The organism is Ramlibacter sp. AN1133, from assembly GCF_037890035.1.
Taxonomy (GTDB): Bacteria; Pseudomonadota; Gammaproteobacteria; order Burkholderiales; family Burkholderiaceae_C; genus Ramlibacter.
Map to the genome: position 1 here is coordinate 419,236 of NZ_JBBKTQ010000002.1, position 16,448 is coordinate 435,683.

The window sequence follows — 16,448 nt, forward strand, 5'->3', positions numbered from 1 at the left end:
CCCAGCGGTGCGCGCCAGCGCTGGGGTTCGCGCGCTGGCGCGGCTCACCGCCAGCCTACAGCTGCACCTCGGCGGCGCCGATCCCCTCGAATTCCACCCGCACCAGGTCGCCCTTTCTGGCCTCCAGCAACCCGCACCACGTCCCCGTCGTCACGACCGTTCCCTTCGGAACCGTCGCACCCTTGCGCGTCACGTGCCGCAGCCACACCGGCAGCAGCCACGCCGGATCGCCCAGCGACTGCGTGCCCTGGAAGCTCTTCGGCTCGGCATTGCCGATGCGCACCACGCACTGCTGCCGGCTCCAGTCCCGCGGCTCGAAGGGCCGGAACGCGCCCAGCACCAGCGCGCCATGCGACTGCAGGTCGGCCAGCTTCAGCAGCGCGGGGGCGGTGCGCGCCTCGCGCCAGCGCGAGTCGACGATCTCGATGGAGACGCACATCGCGTTGACCAGCGACGCAGCGTCTTCATGCGACAGCGCCGCGGCCTGCGCCGGCGTCACGTCGCGCGCCAGGCGCAATGCGACCTCGGCCTCGATCAGGCGCAGGTTGAAGTGCTCGCGGCTCGCGTCCGCCGGGCTGGGCCACACCCGCCGCGGCGGCAGCGGTGCATGCGTCAGCACGGACTCGCGCGTGGGCCCGCCCGACTTCCAGTGCTGCGGCACGGCGCGGTCGAACCAGCCGCTTTCGGCGGCCACGCGGTCCTGCACCGCATAGGCCGCTTCGGCGTCGGGCAGCAGGCCGGCGAGCGGGCCCGCCTCGACGGGCGCGTGGTCGCGCCACGCGCCCAGCAGCGCGCGGGTCAGCGTGTCCTGGTCGCTCACTTCTTCGCCGCCGCCTCGCGGTTGATGTGCAGGCGGGTGTCGACCAGGTCGACGATGCGGTCGATCACCGGGTGGCGCAGGCCCAGCTGGCGCGCCACCAGTTGCACCAGCTTGTCGGCGCGCTCGATGTAGGGCGCGCCGTTCTGCAGCGCCCGGGCAGCGGAAGCCGGACGCGTGAGGCTCTGCGCGGCGGCCGCGTACTTCTCGAACGGCACCAGGTCCTCGTCGCGGGCGCCCAGGCGCACGCACAGGTCGTACACGAAGTTGTAGACCGAGCGCGATTCCTCGATGTTGGTGTGCACCGCTTCCTGCGCCGTGCGCATGCCGTCGGGCGTGATGCAGCGGTAGTTGCCGGCCAGCAGCATGGACCACTTGGCCAGCGGCACGAAGATCGATTCGGACACGCGCAGCTTCACCGGCAGTTCGATCGGGCCTTCCGGCGCCGGGAAGCGCACCGCGTCGATGTCGGCTTCCAGCTGGCGCAGGATCTGCGTGTGCGCCGCGTTGTCGAAACGCGCCGCCTTGAAGTTGGTGGGCAGCGTGACCTGCAGCACGTTCACCTTTTCGTCCGGCGGGCGGACGGCCTGCGGGTCGGGGCTGCACAGCGTGAGCGTGCGCGGATCGAAGTCGTCCCAGACGCTCGCGTCGGTGTAGGCGGGCTTGAGCGCATTGGCGTCGAGGCCGGGGATGCGCTTGAGGTACGGCAACGGCGGCATGTTCATGATCGACATGCACGGCACGCGCGACTTCGCAACGGCGGACAGCAGTTCGCGCACGCCGGGCGAGCGGTATTGCGGCTCCTGCATGGCCAGGCCGATCAGGTCGTAGTCGGCCGGGTTCACTTCGGAGGTGCCGGCGGCGGAGACCTTGCCCGGCAGCTGGCGCGAATCGATCACGACCGGCTCGCTGCGGCCCTTGACCGGCATGCGCACGCGGAAGCCCTCGGTGTTGATCAGGTCGGCTTCGGCCGGCAGGCAGACGAGCTTCACCTCGTGGCCGGCGAACAGGAGCTTGGAGGCGAGCAGGGAGCCGTAGGAGGCGCCGAGGATCAGGATCTTGCGTTGGGTCGACATGGTATGTCTCCTCTTGTGGATTTCACGATGTGGGGATCAAGCCCGAGATATGGAAGCGTACGCCTGCGACTGACAGACGCCAAGTTGAAAATCCTTTGCCCGAAAGAGATGGACTCGCTGCGATGCAGCAATCCTTCACAGCTCCGGCCACCGGCTCGCCCAGGGGTACGCGGCTTCGTACGCCTCGCCCAGGTCCAGCAGTGCGTCGTCGGCGCCGTAGGGGCCCACGATCTGCATCCCGATCGGCAGGCCCTCGCGCGCGGGTTCGCAGGGCAGCGCCAGCGCCGGCAGGCCGGCGGCGTTCACCCACCCGGTGTAGACGGCGTGGCCGCGCGGGCCGACCTCCTGGCCGGCGATGTGCGTCGGGTACGCGTCTTCCGCCTTCCACGGCAGCGCCGCCGCCGAGGGCAGCACGATCGCGTCGACGGACGCGAACAGGTTCACGCTGTCGCGGCGCAGGCGCCTGGTTTCCTCCAGGATCTGCCACAGGCGCGCGGCGGGAATCGCGCGGCCCTTCTCCGCCATGTCCAGGTACTTGGGCGAGGCCTGCCGCGCCCAGTCCGGATGCTGCTCGAACAGGTGGGCGAGGCCCGCCTGGCCGATCTGCGGCCAGGCCTGCGCATAGAAGTCCAGGTCGAGCGGCAGCGGGCCCTCGCGCACTTCGTGTCCGAGTTGCGCGAGCCGCGCCACCGCCTGCCGCACGCTGGCGGCGATCTGCGGATCGAGCGGGGCGGAACCGAAGCGTTCGACGTACAGGATGCGCAGCGCGCGCGCAGGGCGCGGACTCGCCGCCGCCTGCGCCGCGGCGAGCGAGGAGCGGTCGACGGCGGCCGGCCCACGCATGACGTCGAACAGCGCTCGCGCATCGCCCACGGTGCGCGCCAGCGGCCCGATCACCTCGAAGTCCAGCAGCAGGCTGGGCAGCACGTGCTCGCGCGGCACCGCCGACAGCGTGGGCTTGAGGCCCACCAGCCCGGTGTGCGAGGCCGGCCGGCGGATCGAGCCGCCGCCGTCCTGCCCGATCGCCAGCGGCGTGATGCCGGCGGCCACCGAGGCGACCGCGCCGCCGCTGGAGCCGCCGGGCGTGAGCGCCAGGTTCCACGGATTGCGTGTCACGCCGAAGACCGGGTTGGCGGTGTAGCCCTCCAGCGCGAACTCCGGCACGTTGGTCTTGCCGATCACCAGCGCGCCGGCGGCCCGGGCCCGCGCGACGGCGAACTCGTCCTGCCCCGTTGCGTGCGAACGCAGGGCCGGGCAGCCCCAGGTGGTCGGCGCATCGCGCGTGTAGAGGCTGTCCTTCACCGACAGCGGGATGCCGTCCAGGGGCGACAGCGGCGCGCCGCGGGCGAAGCGTTCGGTGGCCGCCTCGGCTTCGTCCATGAAGGCGCCGTCGCGGCGCGCGATCACGGCGTTGATCTTCGGGTTGACCGCCTCCAGCCGCGCCAGGCAGGCCTGCGCCGCTTCCAGCGGCGTCAGGCTGCCGTCGCGGTAGCGGCGCTGCAGTTCGGTGGCGGGCAGCCGCCAGGGTTGTGCTTCGCCTGCCATCTCACATGTGCGCCGGCAGCCAGGTCACGAGCTGCGGCACGGCCATCAGCAGCAGCGTGAACAGGATCATGATCACCGCGTACGGCAGCGCGCCCCAGATGGCATCCTCGATGCCGCCCTTGTCGGGGCGGATGCCGTGCACCACGAACAGGTTCATGCCCACCGGCGGCGTGATCAGCCCCAGCTCGCACATCAGCACGATGAAGATGCCGAACCAGATCGGGTCGACGCCCAGCGCGATGGCGATCGGGTAGGTGATCGGGATGGTCGCCACCTGCATCGACAGCACGTCCATGAACATGCCGAGGACCAGGTAGAACACGATCAGCGCCAGGATCAGGCCGGTGGCGGACAGGCCCAGTCCCGCGACCCACTTCGTCATGGCCTCGGCCACGCCGGTGAGGCTGATCGCGAGGTTGAGGATGAAGGCCGCGGTGATGATCAGGAGGATCATGCCGCTGATGCGGGCGGTGGAGATGAAGCAGTTGCGCAGCAGCTCCAGCGACAGCCGCCTCGACTGCCATGTGAACAGCAGCGCCGCCATCACGCCCAGGGCCGCGCTCTCGGCCGCGGTGGCGATGCCGAAGTACAGGCTGCCCATCACGATGCCGAACACCACCATCGGCGGGATCAGGAACTGCAGCGTGCGGATGCGCTCGGCCAGGGGCACCGGCTCCTCGCGCTTGACGGTGCCGCTCATGACGCTGGAAATCCAGATCCACAGCATGAACGATCCCGTCAGCAGCAGGCCGGGGACGATGCCCGCGATGAACAGCTTGCCGATCGAATTGTTGGTGAGCGACCCGTACACGATCATGTTCACCGACGGCGGGATCAGGATGCCCAGCGTGCCGCCGGCGGCCAGCGAGCCGAGCGACTGGCGCATCGAGTAGCCGCGCTTCATCAGCGAAGGCAGGGCCACCGTGCCCACCGTGGCCGCGGTCGCGACCGAGGATCCGGAGGTGGCGGCGAACAGCGCGCAGCTGCCGATGTTGGTGTGCAGCAGGCCGCCGGGCATGCGCCCGAGCCAGGCCGACAGCGCCACGTACATGCGGTCGGCGATGCCGGAGCGCAGCAGCAGTTCGCCGAGCAGCACGAACAGCGGGATCGAGGTGAGCAGGTTCTCGTTCTGCACGCCCCAGATCACCGGCGCGATCGAGTCCATGAAGGGCGTGCCGTAGGCGGCGATGCCGCCCACGATGCCCACCACGGCCATCGACACGGCGATCGGCATGCCGACCAGCATCATGCCCAGCATCGCGAAGAACGCGAGCGAGATGACTCCGACGTTCATGGCTGGTCCCCTTCGCTGCCCTGGCGCTGCGCCAGGTCGTCCAGTTCTTCCTTCAGTTCTTCCTTCGCGCTCTTGGGATGGAAGTCCGCGTTGAGCGTGTCGATGCGGCCGCCGAACAGCAGGGCGGTGGCCCGCAGTGCGTAGCCGCTCGCCACCAGCGCGAAGATCGCCAGCCCGGCGTACCAGACGCCCTGCGGGATGATCAGGGGCGTGGCCCACGGCGTCTGCGCGGTGCTGCGGTACTGCATGGTGTCGCCGATCACCTTGAAGGCGACCCAGGCGATGAACAGGCCGAAGGCGGCGAGCGACACGATCGAGATCCAGTTCATCACCGCCTGGATGCGCCGGGGCATCAGCTCGTGGAACACGTCGACGCGGATGTGCGCCCGCCCCATCAGCGCCAGGCTGAACGCGATCGTGGAGCCGACGGCCAGTGCATAGCCGCCCAGTTCGTCGGCGCCCTGCAGCGAGACGTTGAAGACCTTGCGGCTGATCGTCTCGACCGTGACCACCACGGCGAGCCCCAGGAAGATCACGCCGAAGACGGTGGCGAGCGCAGTCTCCACGCGGTCCTTGGGTGACACGGCGGCGGGCTTCGGCGCCGCCGCCGCGGGCACCGGCGGGGCCAGCATCTCCTCGGTGTGGGCGGCGCCGTTCACTTGATCCCCAGCACCGGTGCGACGGTGGCGCGCCACTTCTGCGAGCAGCCGGGATTGGACTTGTCGCACACGTCGGCCCACGCCGGCAGCGAGACCTTGGTGACGGCGCTGCGGATCAGGTCGCCGTCGGCGGCGGTGACGGGCACGTTCACCAGCTTGAACTTCTTGCCCGTGGTGCAGGGGTCCTTGCCGGCGTTGCAGTTCAGCGCGTCCTGGAACAGTTCCTCGGAGTACTTCCAGATGTCGTCGGTCAGGGTCTCGAAGGCGGTCTTCAGCTTGGCCTGCTGGTCCGCCTTGAGGCTGTTCCAGGCCTTGAGCGAGATCGCGTAGCCGTTCAGGGCCATCTGGAAGCCCAGGGGCAGCTGGTGCGTCGTCACCTCGGGCCAGCCGGCGGAGTTGGCGGAGCTGGGGCCGGTGATGGCGCAGTCCACCACGCCCAGCGACAGCGACTGGTGCGTGTCGGCGAAGGACACGGGCACCGGGGTGCCGCCCACCAGCTCGATGAACTTGGCCAGGTTCTGGTCGTACACGCGGACCTTCATGCCCTTGATGTCCGCCAGCTTGGCGATCGGCTTCTTGCAGAACAGGATCTGCGGGCCGAAGGGCCACACGCCCAGCAGCTTGACGTTGAACTGCTGCTGCAGGCGCGCATCGATCGTGTCGAAATAGGCCTTGGCCACCTTGCGGCCGGTGGCGTAGTCGGGCGAGGCGCCCACCAGGTCCAGCCCCAGGATGGTGGGCTCGTCGCGCGAGTTCTGCGACACGCGCAGCGACACGATGTCGAACAGGCCTGCCTTCATCACGCGCAACTGCTCGGTGTCCTTCACGCCCAGGGTATCGATCGGCTTGTAGTCGACGTCGATCGGCAGGCCGGTCTTCTCGGCGAAGTGCTCGAAGAAGGGCTGCTCCCGGTTCTTCTGGATCAGGCCGGTCGCCAGCGGCTGGCCGATCGCCTTGAACTTGATGCGGTCCTGCGCGGCGGCGGGCAGCGCCAGCGCGGCGGCGAGGCCGGCCACGGCGAGCGCGGCGAAAGGAAGGCGGAAATGCGAGAGGCGCAAAGGCATGGTTTTCTCCTGGGTTTGTCGGGTCGAACGCGGCGTTCGCGCGCGTCCCGGGGCGGGCGAGGGTCCTGGGTCGCTGCGGCCCGCCGGACCCGGCGAGCCGCTCGCGGGATCAGACCGGCAGCTTCCTGCTGTAGTCGATCAGCATGGTGGAACACACGAACAGGCCCGCGCCGGCGGCGGTGAACAGCATCAGCGCCATGTCGTACGAACCGGTGACCTGCACGATCACGCCGACCAGGATCGGCACGCCGATGCCGGCGCAGTTGCCGCCCAGGTTCATGGTGCCGCCCAGGAAGCCGACGCGCTTCTTGGTGCCGATGATCGAGGGGATGGCCCAGAACAGGCCGCACCAGCGCAGGAAGAACAGCGTGACGGACAGCATGACGACCACCGTGACGGGGTCCTTGATCTTGGAGACGCTGAAGATCGCGATCGTGGCGATCACCGCGGCGATGCCGAACAGGGTGCGCAGCACCTTGGCCTGCGAGGCGCCGGCGGCCTTCCACTTGTCGGCGATCCAGCCGCCGACCATTTCGCCGACGAAGCCGGAGAAGAACATGATGAAGATCGCGCCGCCCATCTGCTTGATGTCGAGGCCGTGGACCTTCGACAGGTACGTGGGCATCCAGGTCAGCAGGCCGTAGAACAGCGAGTTGAAGCACATCCAGCCGAAGAACATGCCCCACACCGAGCGGTACTTGAAGAAGTGCAGCACGTTGCCGCTGACGTTGGTCGGTTCGGCGGCCTGCGCGGCCTCGATGTACGCGGCCTCGGCCTCGTTCACCGCCGGATGCTGGCGCGGATGGTTGCGGATGTACCACCAGGCGAAGAAGCCGCAGACCATGGTGCCCACCCCGGCCACCACGAAGGAGGTGCGCCAGGAGTTGAACTCCGAAATGAGGCCCGCGATGATCAGCGCGCCCAGGGCCGCGCCGAGCGGGGCGCCGCCATCGAGCAGCGTGGCGCCGCGGCCGCGCTCGTTCTGCGTCATCCAGATGCCGTTGAGCTTGCCGCCGGCAGGGTAGATCGGCGCCTCGGCGGCACCCAGGCCCAGGCGCGTGAACATCAGGCCCACCCAGCCGGTGCAGACCGCCGCGACGGCCTGGAAGAAGCCCCAGCCGAGCGTCGAGCCCGCGATCACGATGCGCGGGCCGAAGCGGTCCGCCAGCATGCCGCCGGGAATCTGCATGAAGGCATAGGTCCAGAAGAAGGAGGACAGCAGCAGGCCCTGAACCGCCGGGCCGATGTCGAATTCCTTGGCGATCAGCGGCATCGCCACCGAGAGCGAGGCCCGGTCGATGTAGTTCACCGAGATCAGGAACAGCATCATCAGGAAGATCTTCCAGCGCACCTTCGTCGGCGTCGCGGTGGAAGCGGCGCTGGAGTGGGGAAGGGGCATGTCCATGACGGCTGCGGCGGCAGGTGGGTTTTTCAAGGCAATCTCTCCGGTTGACGGAATGAGGGGAATCAGTGTTGGCCCGCAGCGAGCAGCGCGGCGATGCCGGCGGGCAGGCCCTTGTTGGGCTTGACGGGAGGCAGCGCGAAGCTGCCGCGCACCGCACGGCAGGGCTTGAGCGCGGCCAGCGTTTCGCAGTGGCGCACGGCGCTGGAGACACCGTCCACCACCGGAACGGGCAACTGCCCGTGCAGCGAGCGGGCCAGGCCCGCCAGGGGGGCGCCCGCCAGGATGATGACTTCGGCGCCGTCTTCGTCCACGGCGCGTTCGGCCAGTTCCTTCAGGGCCTGCGCGTGCTCTTCCTGCACGCCGCCGATGCTCGAGAGCGGCCGGTTCAGCGCGCGGATGCTGGCCAGGCGGCTGCCGAAGCCGTAGCTTTCCACCGTCTCGCGGTACCAGGCCTGGATGCGCTGCGAGATCGCGATGATGGAAATGCGGTGCCCGAGCAGGTGCGCGCTGGCGAGCGCCGCTTCCGTCATGCCGGTCACCGGGACCGGCAGCAACTCGCGCAGGCCCTGCAGGCCCGGATCGCCGAAGGCGGCGACCACCACCGCGTCGTACTTCGGGCCATGTTCGGCCGCGAGCTGCGCCGTCGCGTACGCGCCGACCAGCGCCTCGAAGCGCGTCTCGATGTAGGCGACCCCGAAGGGGGCGGTGAGCACCTCGATCTCGGTGCCGGGCGAGGCGCTGCGCTTCGCTTCGGCACGAATCAGGTCGGAGACGCTGTCGCTGATGTTGGGGTTGATAAGGAGGATGCGCATCACGGTTTCCTGGGCAGGAGGGAAGGGGCGGCGCAGGGCAGGAACCTGCCGCGGCCGGGCTGTCCGGTGAAGGCCTTGCCATCCCAGACCACCTGGCCGCGCGAGAGCGTGAGGCCGGGCCAGGCTTTCAGGCGCATGCCTTCGTAAGGCGTGTAGTCCACTGCGTGGTGCAGCGCGCGGTTGTCCACGACGAAGTCGCGTTCGTCCCAGACCACCAGGTCGGCGTCGCTGCCGACCGCGATCGTCCCCTTGCGGGGATGCAGGCCATAGGCCTTGGCCGGATTGGTGGATGTCAGCTCGACGAACTTCTGCAGCGTGATGCGGCCGCCGAGCACGCCTTCGGAATAGAGCAGCGGCAGCCGCGTCTCCAGGCCGGGAATGCCGTTCGGGATGTGGCGGAACGCCACCTCCTCGCCGCCGACCTTCTTGCCCTGCGGGTCGTCGAAGCGGAACGGCGCGTGGTCGGAGGAGAAGATCGTGAACAGGCCGTCGGTGAGGCCTTCCCAGATGCGTTGCTGGTTGGCCTTGTCGCGCGGCGGCGGGCTGCAGACGCACCTGGCGCCCTGGTAGCTGTCGTCGATGCCGAGGTCCTCGGCGGTCAGGAACAGGTACTGCGGGCAGGTCTCGGCGAAGATCGACAGGCCGTGGCCGCGCGCCCAGCGGATCTGCTCGATCGCCTCGCGGCCCGACACGTGCACGATCAGGATCGGCACGTCCACGAGTTCGGACAGCGCGATCGCGCGGTGCGTGGCCTCGCGCTCGACCAGCATCGGCCGCGCATGTGCGTGCCAGCGCGGAGCGGTGCGGCCGGCGGCCTCGAGCCGCTTCGTGAGCCACTCGATGCAGTCCGCGTTCTCGGCGTGGATCATCGCCAGCGCGCCGTGGTTGCGGGCGATCTCCAGCACGTCGAGGATCTGCCCGTCGTCGAGCTTGAGGTCGTCGTAGGTCATGTAGACCTTGAACGAGGTGTAGCCCTGGCCGATCAGGGACGGCAGTTCCTTTTCCAGCACCCGCGGCGTCGGGTCGCTGACGATCAGGTGGAAGGCGTAGTCGATGCAGGCCTTGCCTTCGGCACGCCCGTGGTAGTCGGCCACCGCGGCTTCGAGCGACTGGCCCTTCATCTGCGCCGCGAACGGGATGACGGTGGTGGTGCCGCCGCAGGCTGCCGAGCGCGTGCCGGTGAGGAAGTCGTCCGCCATCTTCGCGGGGCCTTCCATCGGCTGGTCGAGGTGGCAGTGCGCATCCACGCCGCCGGGCGTGACGGTGCGGCCGGCCACGTCGATCTCGCGCACGCCGGCGGGCAGGCCCTCGCCCAGCAGCGCGATGCGGCCGGCGCGAACGCCGATGTCGCATCCGAAGGTGTCGCTGGCAGTGGCCACGCGGGCGTTGCGCAGCACCAGGTCGAGGGCGCCATCAGCCATGGCGGACTCCGGGGAGCACCACGCCGGTGCGGCAAACGACCCGAGAAAGTGCAGACATGATTGTCGACAACGTCTTTGGGGCGGATTGCGGGTCGCGGGACAGATTCATCATGGGTTTCCAGAGGGGGATCAGCAACTTCCGGGCCGCCCGGTGCGGCCCGGCACCCGGGGAACGGTCGGTGAACTATCCGTGAGCCGGCCCGTCATGGGGCCTAGTGTTTACACTAATGTCGACAAACGGCATTGATAAATGTCTACCATTTGCGCCGCAGTGCTTCTAGACTTGCGCCATGAACCAACCTTTGCGACTCGGGGTGCTGACCCCTTCCTCCAATACCGCGCTGGAGCCCCTGACGAGCGCGATCGTGCAAAGCCTGCCCGGCGCCAGCGCGCACTTCTCGCGCTTTCGCGTGACCGAGATCGCCCTGGACGCGCAGGCGCTCGGCCAGTTCGACGACAGCAAGATCCTGGCCGCGGCCGAACTGCTCGCCGACGCGAAGGTGGACGCGATCGGCTGGAGCGGCACCTCCTCCGGCTGGCTCGGCTTCGACCGCGATCGCCAGCTGGTGGAACGCATCCGCGAGCGCACCGGCATCCCGGCGACGACGGCGGTGCTGGCGCTCAACGAGCTGCTCGCGCTGAAGGACATCCGTCGCATCGCGCTCGTCACGCCCTACACGGCGGACGTGCAGCAGCGCATCGTGGACAACTACCGCACGCTGGGCATCGAGGTGGTCGCCGAGCGGCACCTGGGCATCCGCGTCAACCACGATTTCGGGCTGGTCGAACCCGGCACCGTGCGCACGCTGATGGACGAAGTCGCCGAGGCGAGGCCGCAGGCGATCGCCACCTACTGCACCAACCTGCGCGCCGCGCAGCTGGCCGAGGACTTCGAGCGCGAGCGCGGCATTCCCCTGCTGGACACGGTGAGCACCACGGTGTGGGGCCTGCTGCGCGCCGCCGGCGCATCGCCCGCGGCCATCACGGGATGGGGAGGATTGTTCCGATGGGCCTGAACCACGACCACGACCACAGTCATGGCGGAGGCGGCGCCGGCGCCGGCGTCGGGGCGGCGGCTAGAATCGCCCGCCACTCCCGAACCGCCCGAGCGCAACCCGCCCCCATGCCTGCAGCCGCGCGCAAGCCGCCCGCCGCCCGCGCCGACCGCGAAACCAGCGTCGACGACATCTACGAGCGCATCTACGTCGCCATCCTGGAGCACCGCCTGCATCCCGGCACCAAGCTGGGCGAAGAGAAGATGGCCGACATCTTCGGCGTCAGCCGCGCGCGCATCCGCGAAGTGCTGGCGCGCCTGGCGCACGAGCAGATCGTCGAGCTGTTCCCGCAGCGGGGCGCCTACGTCGCCAAGCCCACCACCGAGCAGGCGCGCGACGTGTTCGAGGCGCGCCGCCTGATCGAGCCGGCCGTGGTGCGGCGGCTGGTGGACACGCTCAGCCCCGACAAGATCCAGCGCCTGCGCCAGCACGTCGAGGTCGAGGCGGAGGCACGCCAGCGCGGCGACAAGCGCGCGGTGATCCGCCTGTCCGGCGAGTTCCACACGCTGCTGGCGGAGCTGGCGGGCAATTCGGCGCTGGCGCGCACGATGCGCGAGCTGTGCATGCTCACCTGCCTGACGATCTTCCTGTACGACGCGCCAACGGCGCAAAGCTGCCGCGACGACGAGCACCAGTTGATCATCGACGCGGTGGCCAGGCGCGATCGGGCCCGCGCCGAGAAGATCATGCTGGACCACCTCGATCACATCGAGGGCAGCCTGCAACTCGACAACGCCAACGGCGAAGCGGACCTGGAAGCGATCTTCCGCGCGCCGACGTAAAGACCGGGGCGTGCCTGTTTCCTAGGCATTTATCCCTATCTTCCTTTGGTCCGGCGGCAGGCGTACGCTGGGGCTGCGCCCCGTGCGAACCCGGTCGATGCGCCAGCTTTCCCGCCTGCCGCCGGCCGTGCCGTGAAGAAGTCACGTGCGGCCGGTTCGCCCATGCGGTGGGTTGCGGAATTTACGGTGGCTTCACAGCAGGGGTTCACGCTCGTGCGTTGAGGGAGTGACCATGAAGTCCCGTCTGCAGCCCGCCATGACCACCTTGCACCACCGCCGCATGTGGCGCTATTTCTGGCTTGCCGCGATCGTCCTGATCGGGCTGGCCGGCGCCGCCTTCGCGCAGGACACCGAAGATCCGCCCGCGCGCGTGGGCTACGTGAGCTATCGGCAAGGCGGCGTGGTCTTCGCGCCGCAGGGCGACGAGGAATGGACCGACCTGCCGGCGAACCGCCCCGTCACCCCCGGCGACCGCCTGTGGACGGACCGCGGCGCCCGCGCGGAACTGCAGGTCGGCACCACCACCCTGCACCTCGATGGCGAAAGCCACCTGGGCGTGATCGACCTCGACGAGCGCACGCTCAAGGTGATCCTGCAGCAGGGCCGGATCAACGTCCGCGTGCGCGACGTCTCGCAGGGCGAGAACATCGAGGTCGACACGCCCAACCTGGCGTTCCGTGCCCTGCAGGCCGGCGACTACCGCATCGACGTCGATGCGCGCAGCGGGGAGACGCGCGTGACGGTGGAAAGCGGCCTCGGCTCCCTCTTCGGCGAAGGCGGCGAATCCATCCAGATGGGCGCGGGGCAGAACGCCAGCTTCGCCGGCCGCTTCCTGGCACAGGTGCAGGGGCCCGGCTACGTGCAGGACGACTTCTCGCTCTGGACGGCCGAGCGCAATCGCGCCGAAGACCAGTCGGTGGCGGCACGCTACGTGCCGCGCGGCGTGGTCGGCTACGCGCAGCTCGATCCGTACGGCACCTGGTCGCAGGACCCGAACTACGGCGCCATCTGGTATCCCACCGTGCAGGTGGCCAACTGGGCGCCCTATCGCTACGGGCACTGGAGCTGGATCTCCCCCTGGGGCTGGACCTGGATCGACGACGCGCCCTGGGGCTTCGCGCCCTTCCATTACGGGCGCTGGACGATGATCGCCAACCGCTGGGCGTGGGTGCCCGGGCGCCTGGCGCACCGGCCGGTGTACGCGCCGGCGCTGGTGGTGTTCCTGGGCGGCGGCGGCACGCGGCTGGCGATCGGCTCCGGTCCCGGCGTGGGCTGGTATCCGCTTGCGCCGGGCGAGGCGTGGTGGCCGACCTTCCGCCACTCGCCGCGCTACGTGGGCTTCGCCAACCACAACATCAACCTGAACGCCTATCCGCGCAACTACGGCAACCACGCGTGGCGCAACCGGCCGTTCGCCGTCACGGCGATGGGCGAGGACGACTTCCGCCGCGGCCGGCCGGTGTACCGTCACTGGCAGCCGCTCAACGCGCAGACCATCGGCCATTCGCAGATCAACGTGGTGCCGGGGCGGCCGGATCGGCACCGCGCGGACGTGCAGCGTCCGGACATGCAGCGTCCGGCCACGCGCCTGCAGGCGCAGCCGCCGGCCGGCGTGCAGACCGTGCAGCCGGCCGCGGCGCCGCGCTTCTTCGGTGGCGGGCGGGAGGCGCCGCCCGCAGTGCGCGAGCAGTTCCGCGCCCAGCGCGAGCAGAACGCGTTGCAGCGCGACGCGGAACGCAATGCACGCGAGCAGCAGCGCCAGGCCGAAGCCGGGCGCGCGCAGCAGGACCTCCGCTTCCAGCGTGAACAGCTGCTGCGCCAGCAGCAGGAGCAGGCCGCGCGCATCGGGCAACGCGACCAGGCGGTGCAGCGCGCGCAGCAGGAGCAGGCCGCGCGCATGCAGCAGGAACGCGCCCAGCCCGAAGCCTGGCGGCAGCAGCGCGAGCACCAGCAGCGCGAGGCGAGCAATGTGCCGCCGGTGCGCCAGTTCACGCAGCCGGTGCGCCCCTTCGTGCAAGCCGCGCCGCAGCAGGCCGTGCCGGTGCCGCAGCAGCAGGTGCGACCGGTGCAGCAGCCGCCCCACGTCGCTCCCGCCCCGCGCGGGCGCGACGGCGAGCGCGGCTGGCAGCGGCACCAGGGCGGCGGCGAGCAGCAGCAACCCGGGTGGCAGGGGCAGGGCGGCTGGCAAGGCGGTGGCGGCCGGGGCCACTGGCGCTGAGAAGTCACGGGGCGTCAGCCGCCACGCGATATCAGCGTCACGTGGCTTCACCGCCTCCGGCGTCAGCCGTCACGCGGCATCAGCCGTCACCCCAGGCATCAGCCGTCACCCCCGCGCAGGCGGGGGTCCCGGCCTCCCCAAGAACAAAAGCGGCCATCGGCCGCTTTTGCTCCTCTGGGTCCCCGCCTGCGCAGGGGCGACGGGTTACCCCGGGTTCAGCCTTCAGCCCTCGTCCTTCAGCTTGTACTGCGACGCCAGCTGCTGCTGCACCGTCGGCGGCACCTGCTCGTAGTGGCTGAACGCGATCGTGTAGCGCCCCTGCCCGCCGGTGAGCGAGTTCAGGCGCGACTGGTAGCTGGCCAGCTCCGACAGCGGCGCCTGCGCCACCACGGTGAGCGTGCCCGCCGTTTCGCCCTTGGTGCCCATCACCTGTCCGCGCCGGGACGACAGGTCGCCGGTGATGTCGCCCATGTTGGCTTCGGGCGCCGTGATCTCCACGTTCACGATCGGCTCCAGCACGCAGGGCCGCGCCGCCTGCACCGCGGCCTGCAGCGCCTTCTTGCCGGCCTGCACGAAAGCGATCTCCTTGCTGTCCACGGTGTGGTGCTTGCCGTCGTAGACGATGCACTTCAAGTCCACCACCGGGTAGCCGGCGACCACGCCTTCCTCCATCGCCGCCATCACGCCCTTCTCGACGGCCGGCATGAAGTTGTTCGGGATCGCGCCGCCCTTGACCTCGTCGGAGAACTGGAAGCCGCTGCCCCGCGGCAGCGGCTCGATGCGCAGGAACACCTCGCCGAACTGGCCGGCGCCGCCGGTCTGCTTCTTGTGGCGATGGTGGCCTTCGGCGTTCGCGGTGATGGTTTCGCGGTAGGCGATCCGCGGCGGCCGCGTGTCGACCTGGCAGTTGTGCACTTCCTGCAGGCGATCGAGCAGCGTGCGCAGGTGCAGTTCGCCCAGGCCGTAGACGACCGTCTCGTTGGTGGTCGCCACGTGCTCCACCTTCAGGCACGGGTCTTCGCTGATCAGCTTCTGCAGGATGTCGTGCAGCCGCTGCTCGTCACCGCGCCGCTTGGGCGTGATGGCCAGTCCGTGCACCGGCACCGGGAACTCCAGCGGCTTGAGGTGGATGTGCGAATCCTCCGCCGCATCGTGCAGCACCGCGTCGAAGTGCAGTTCCTCCACCTTGGCGATGGCGCACAGGTCGCCGGGCACCGCCTTGGCCACCTCCTTGAGTTCCTTGCCCTGCAGCATGAACAGGTGGCCGACCTTGAAAGGGCGGCGTCCGTCGCCGACATAGAGCTGGCTGTCCTTGGTGATCGTGCCCTGGTGCACGCGGATCACCCCCATCTTGCCGACGTAGGGGTCCTGCGTGATCTTGAAGACGTGCGCGAGCACGTGCTTGTCCGGATCCACCACGGGCTGCATCGGCTTGGCGGCCTCGCCTTCGCCTTCGAGGAAGGCGGGCGGGTTGCTCTCGGTCGGATCCGGCAGCAGCCGCTCGATCACGTCCAGCAGTTCGGGCACGCCCGCGCCGGTGCGCGAGGACACGAAGCAGATCGGCACCAGGTGGCCTTCGCGCAGCGCCTGTTCCAGCGGCGCGTGCAGCTCGGAGGGATCGACGTCGCCGTCGTTCAGGTAGCGCTCGACGAAGGCGGCGTCGACTTCCACCACCTGCTCCACCAGCGCGCGGTGCGCCGCCTCCACCGAGGAGAAGTCGGGCGGCGGGCCGTCGTCCTTCATCTTCCAGAAGCAGTCCAGCACCGTCTCGCCCTTTTGCGAAGGCAGGTTCACCGGCAGGCATTCGCGCCCGAAGGTGGCCTGGATCTGCTGCACCAGCGCCTCGAGGTTGACGCCCTGCGCATCGATCTTGTTGACGACGATGATGCGGTCGCGCTCGCGCTGCTGCGCCCATTCCATCATGCGCACCGCCATCGGCTCGATGCCGGTCGACGCGTTGATCACGATGGCGGCTGTCTCCACGGCTTCGAGCGCCGGCAGCGACTGCCCGAGGAAGTCGGGCGCGCCGGGCGTGTCGACCAGGTGCGTGGTGATGTCGCGGTGCGTGAAGTGGAGCAGCGTCGTGTTCAACGAGCGCAGGGCCCGCTTTTCCAGCGGGTCCTGGTCGGACACGGTACTGCCCTTCTCTACGCTGCCGGGCGCGCCCACCGCCCCGGCCTTCCACAGCAAGGCTTCGGCCAGGCTGGTCTTGCCTGCGGCGCTGGGGCCCACGAGGGCCACGGTGCGGCGCGAGGCGATGTCGCGATTGGTTGCCACGAGAGAAACCTCCCTGGGTGAGG

The 16,448-nt window shown here is 69.6% G+C and carries 13 protein-coding genes; 3 read left to right on the forward strand and 10 right to left on the reverse strand.

Features of this window, described 5'->3' with window-relative positions; all coding sequences use genetic code 11:
* Positions 1 to 55: 55 nt before the first annotated feature.
* The 9 genes from WG923_RS04435 to hydA form a co-directional block, all read right to left on the reverse strand.
* Positions 56 to 820, reverse strand: coding sequence for a fumarylacetoacetate hydrolase family protein (locus tag WG923_RS04435; protein ID WP_340349725.1), 765 nt, complete (start codon positions 818 to 820; stop codon positions 56 to 58).
* On the reverse strand, positions 817 to 1,893 hold the full coding sequence (locus WG923_RS04440) for a hypothetical protein (RefSeq protein WP_340349726.1): 1,077 nt from the start codon (positions 1,891 to 1,893) through the stop codon (positions 817 to 819). Before WG923_RS04440 ends, WG923_RS04435 begins: the two co-directional genes overlap by 4 nt.
* Positions 1,894 to 2,028: 135 nt before the next feature.
* Positions 2,029 to 3,438, reverse strand: coding sequence for an amidase (locus WG923_RS04445; RefSeq protein WP_340349727.1), 1,410 nt, complete (start codon positions 3,436 to 3,438; stop codon positions 2,029 to 2,031).
* Position 3,439: 1 nt separating this feature from the next.
* The gene (locus WG923_RS04450) at positions 3,440 to 4,732 is read right to left on the reverse strand and encodes a TRAP transporter large permease (RefSeq protein ID WP_340349728.1); all 1,293 of its coding nucleotides are present in this window, start codon (positions 4,730 to 4,732) and stop codon (positions 3,440 to 3,442) included.
* Positions 4,729 to 5,391 carry a TRAP transporter small permease subunit gene (locus tag WG923_RS04455; RefSeq protein WP_340349729.1) on the reverse strand — a complete coding sequence of 221 codons (663 nt, stop codon included), beginning with the start codon at positions 5,389 to 5,391 and terminating at the stop codon, positions 4,729 to 4,731. Before WG923_RS04455 ends, WG923_RS04450 begins: the two co-directional genes overlap by 4 nt.
* Positions 5,388 to 6,455, reverse strand: coding sequence for a TRAP transporter substrate-binding protein (locus WG923_RS04460; protein ID WP_340349730.1), 1,068 nt, complete (start codon positions 6,453 to 6,455; stop codon positions 5,388 to 5,390). Before WG923_RS04460 ends, WG923_RS04455 begins: the two co-directional genes overlap by 4 nt.
* Before the next feature lie 109 nt (positions 6,456 to 6,564).
* A complete protein-coding gene (locus WG923_RS04465; RefSeq protein ID WP_340349731.1) occupies positions 6,565 to 7,854 on the reverse strand; it encodes an MFS transporter in 1,290 nt (429 codons plus the stop codon).
* A gap of 68 nt (positions 7,855 to 7,922) precedes the next feature.
* Positions 7,923 to 8,672 (reverse strand): aspartate/glutamate racemase family protein, encoded by a 750-nt coding sequence (locus WG923_RS04470; RefSeq protein WP_340349732.1) that lies wholly within the window; start codon positions 8,670 to 8,672, stop codon positions 7,923 to 7,925.
* Positions 8,672 to 10,093: a dihydropyrimidinase gene (gene hydA / locus WG923_RS04475; RefSeq protein WP_340349733.1), complete on the reverse strand. Its 1,422-nt coding sequence runs from the start codon at positions 10,091 to 10,093 to the stop codon at positions 8,672 to 8,674. The genes WG923_RS04470 and hydA overlap by 1 nt, the downstream gene beginning before the upstream one ends.
* 290 nt (positions 10,094 to 10,383) lie before the next feature.
* Here hydA and WG923_RS04480 point away from each other — a divergent pair, with 290 nt between their 5' ends.
* The 3 genes from WG923_RS04480 to WG923_RS04490 all read left to right on the forward strand — a co-directional run bounded on the left by WG923_RS04480 (position 10,384) and on the right by WG923_RS04490 (position 14,148).
* Entirely contained in the window at positions 10,384 to 11,109 is a 726-nt protein-coding gene (locus WG923_RS04480; protein WP_340349734.1) for a maleate cis-trans isomerase family protein, read from the forward strand.
* A gap of 107 nt (positions 11,110 to 11,216) precedes the next feature.
* Positions 11,217 to 11,930, forward strand: a complete 714-nt coding sequence (locus WG923_RS04485; RefSeq protein WP_340349735.1) for a GntR family transcriptional regulator — start codon at positions 11,217 to 11,219, stop codon at positions 11,928 to 11,930.
* Between the two features lie 232 nt (positions 11,931 to 12,162).
* A complete protein-coding gene (locus WG923_RS04490) occupies positions 12,163 to 14,148 on the forward strand; it encodes a DUF6600 domain-containing protein (protein WP_340349736.1) in 1,986 nt (661 codons plus the stop codon).
* Between the two features lie 222 nt (positions 14,149 to 14,370).
* On the opposite strand, the gene fusA is transcribed toward WG923_RS04490, so the two are convergent.
* On the reverse strand, positions 14,371 to 16,425 hold the full coding sequence (gene fusA / locus WG923_RS04495; RefSeq protein ID WP_340349737.1) for an elongation factor G: 2,055 nt from the start codon (positions 16,423 to 16,425) through the stop codon (positions 14,371 to 14,373).
* Positions 16,426 to 16,448: the final 23 nt, after the last annotated feature.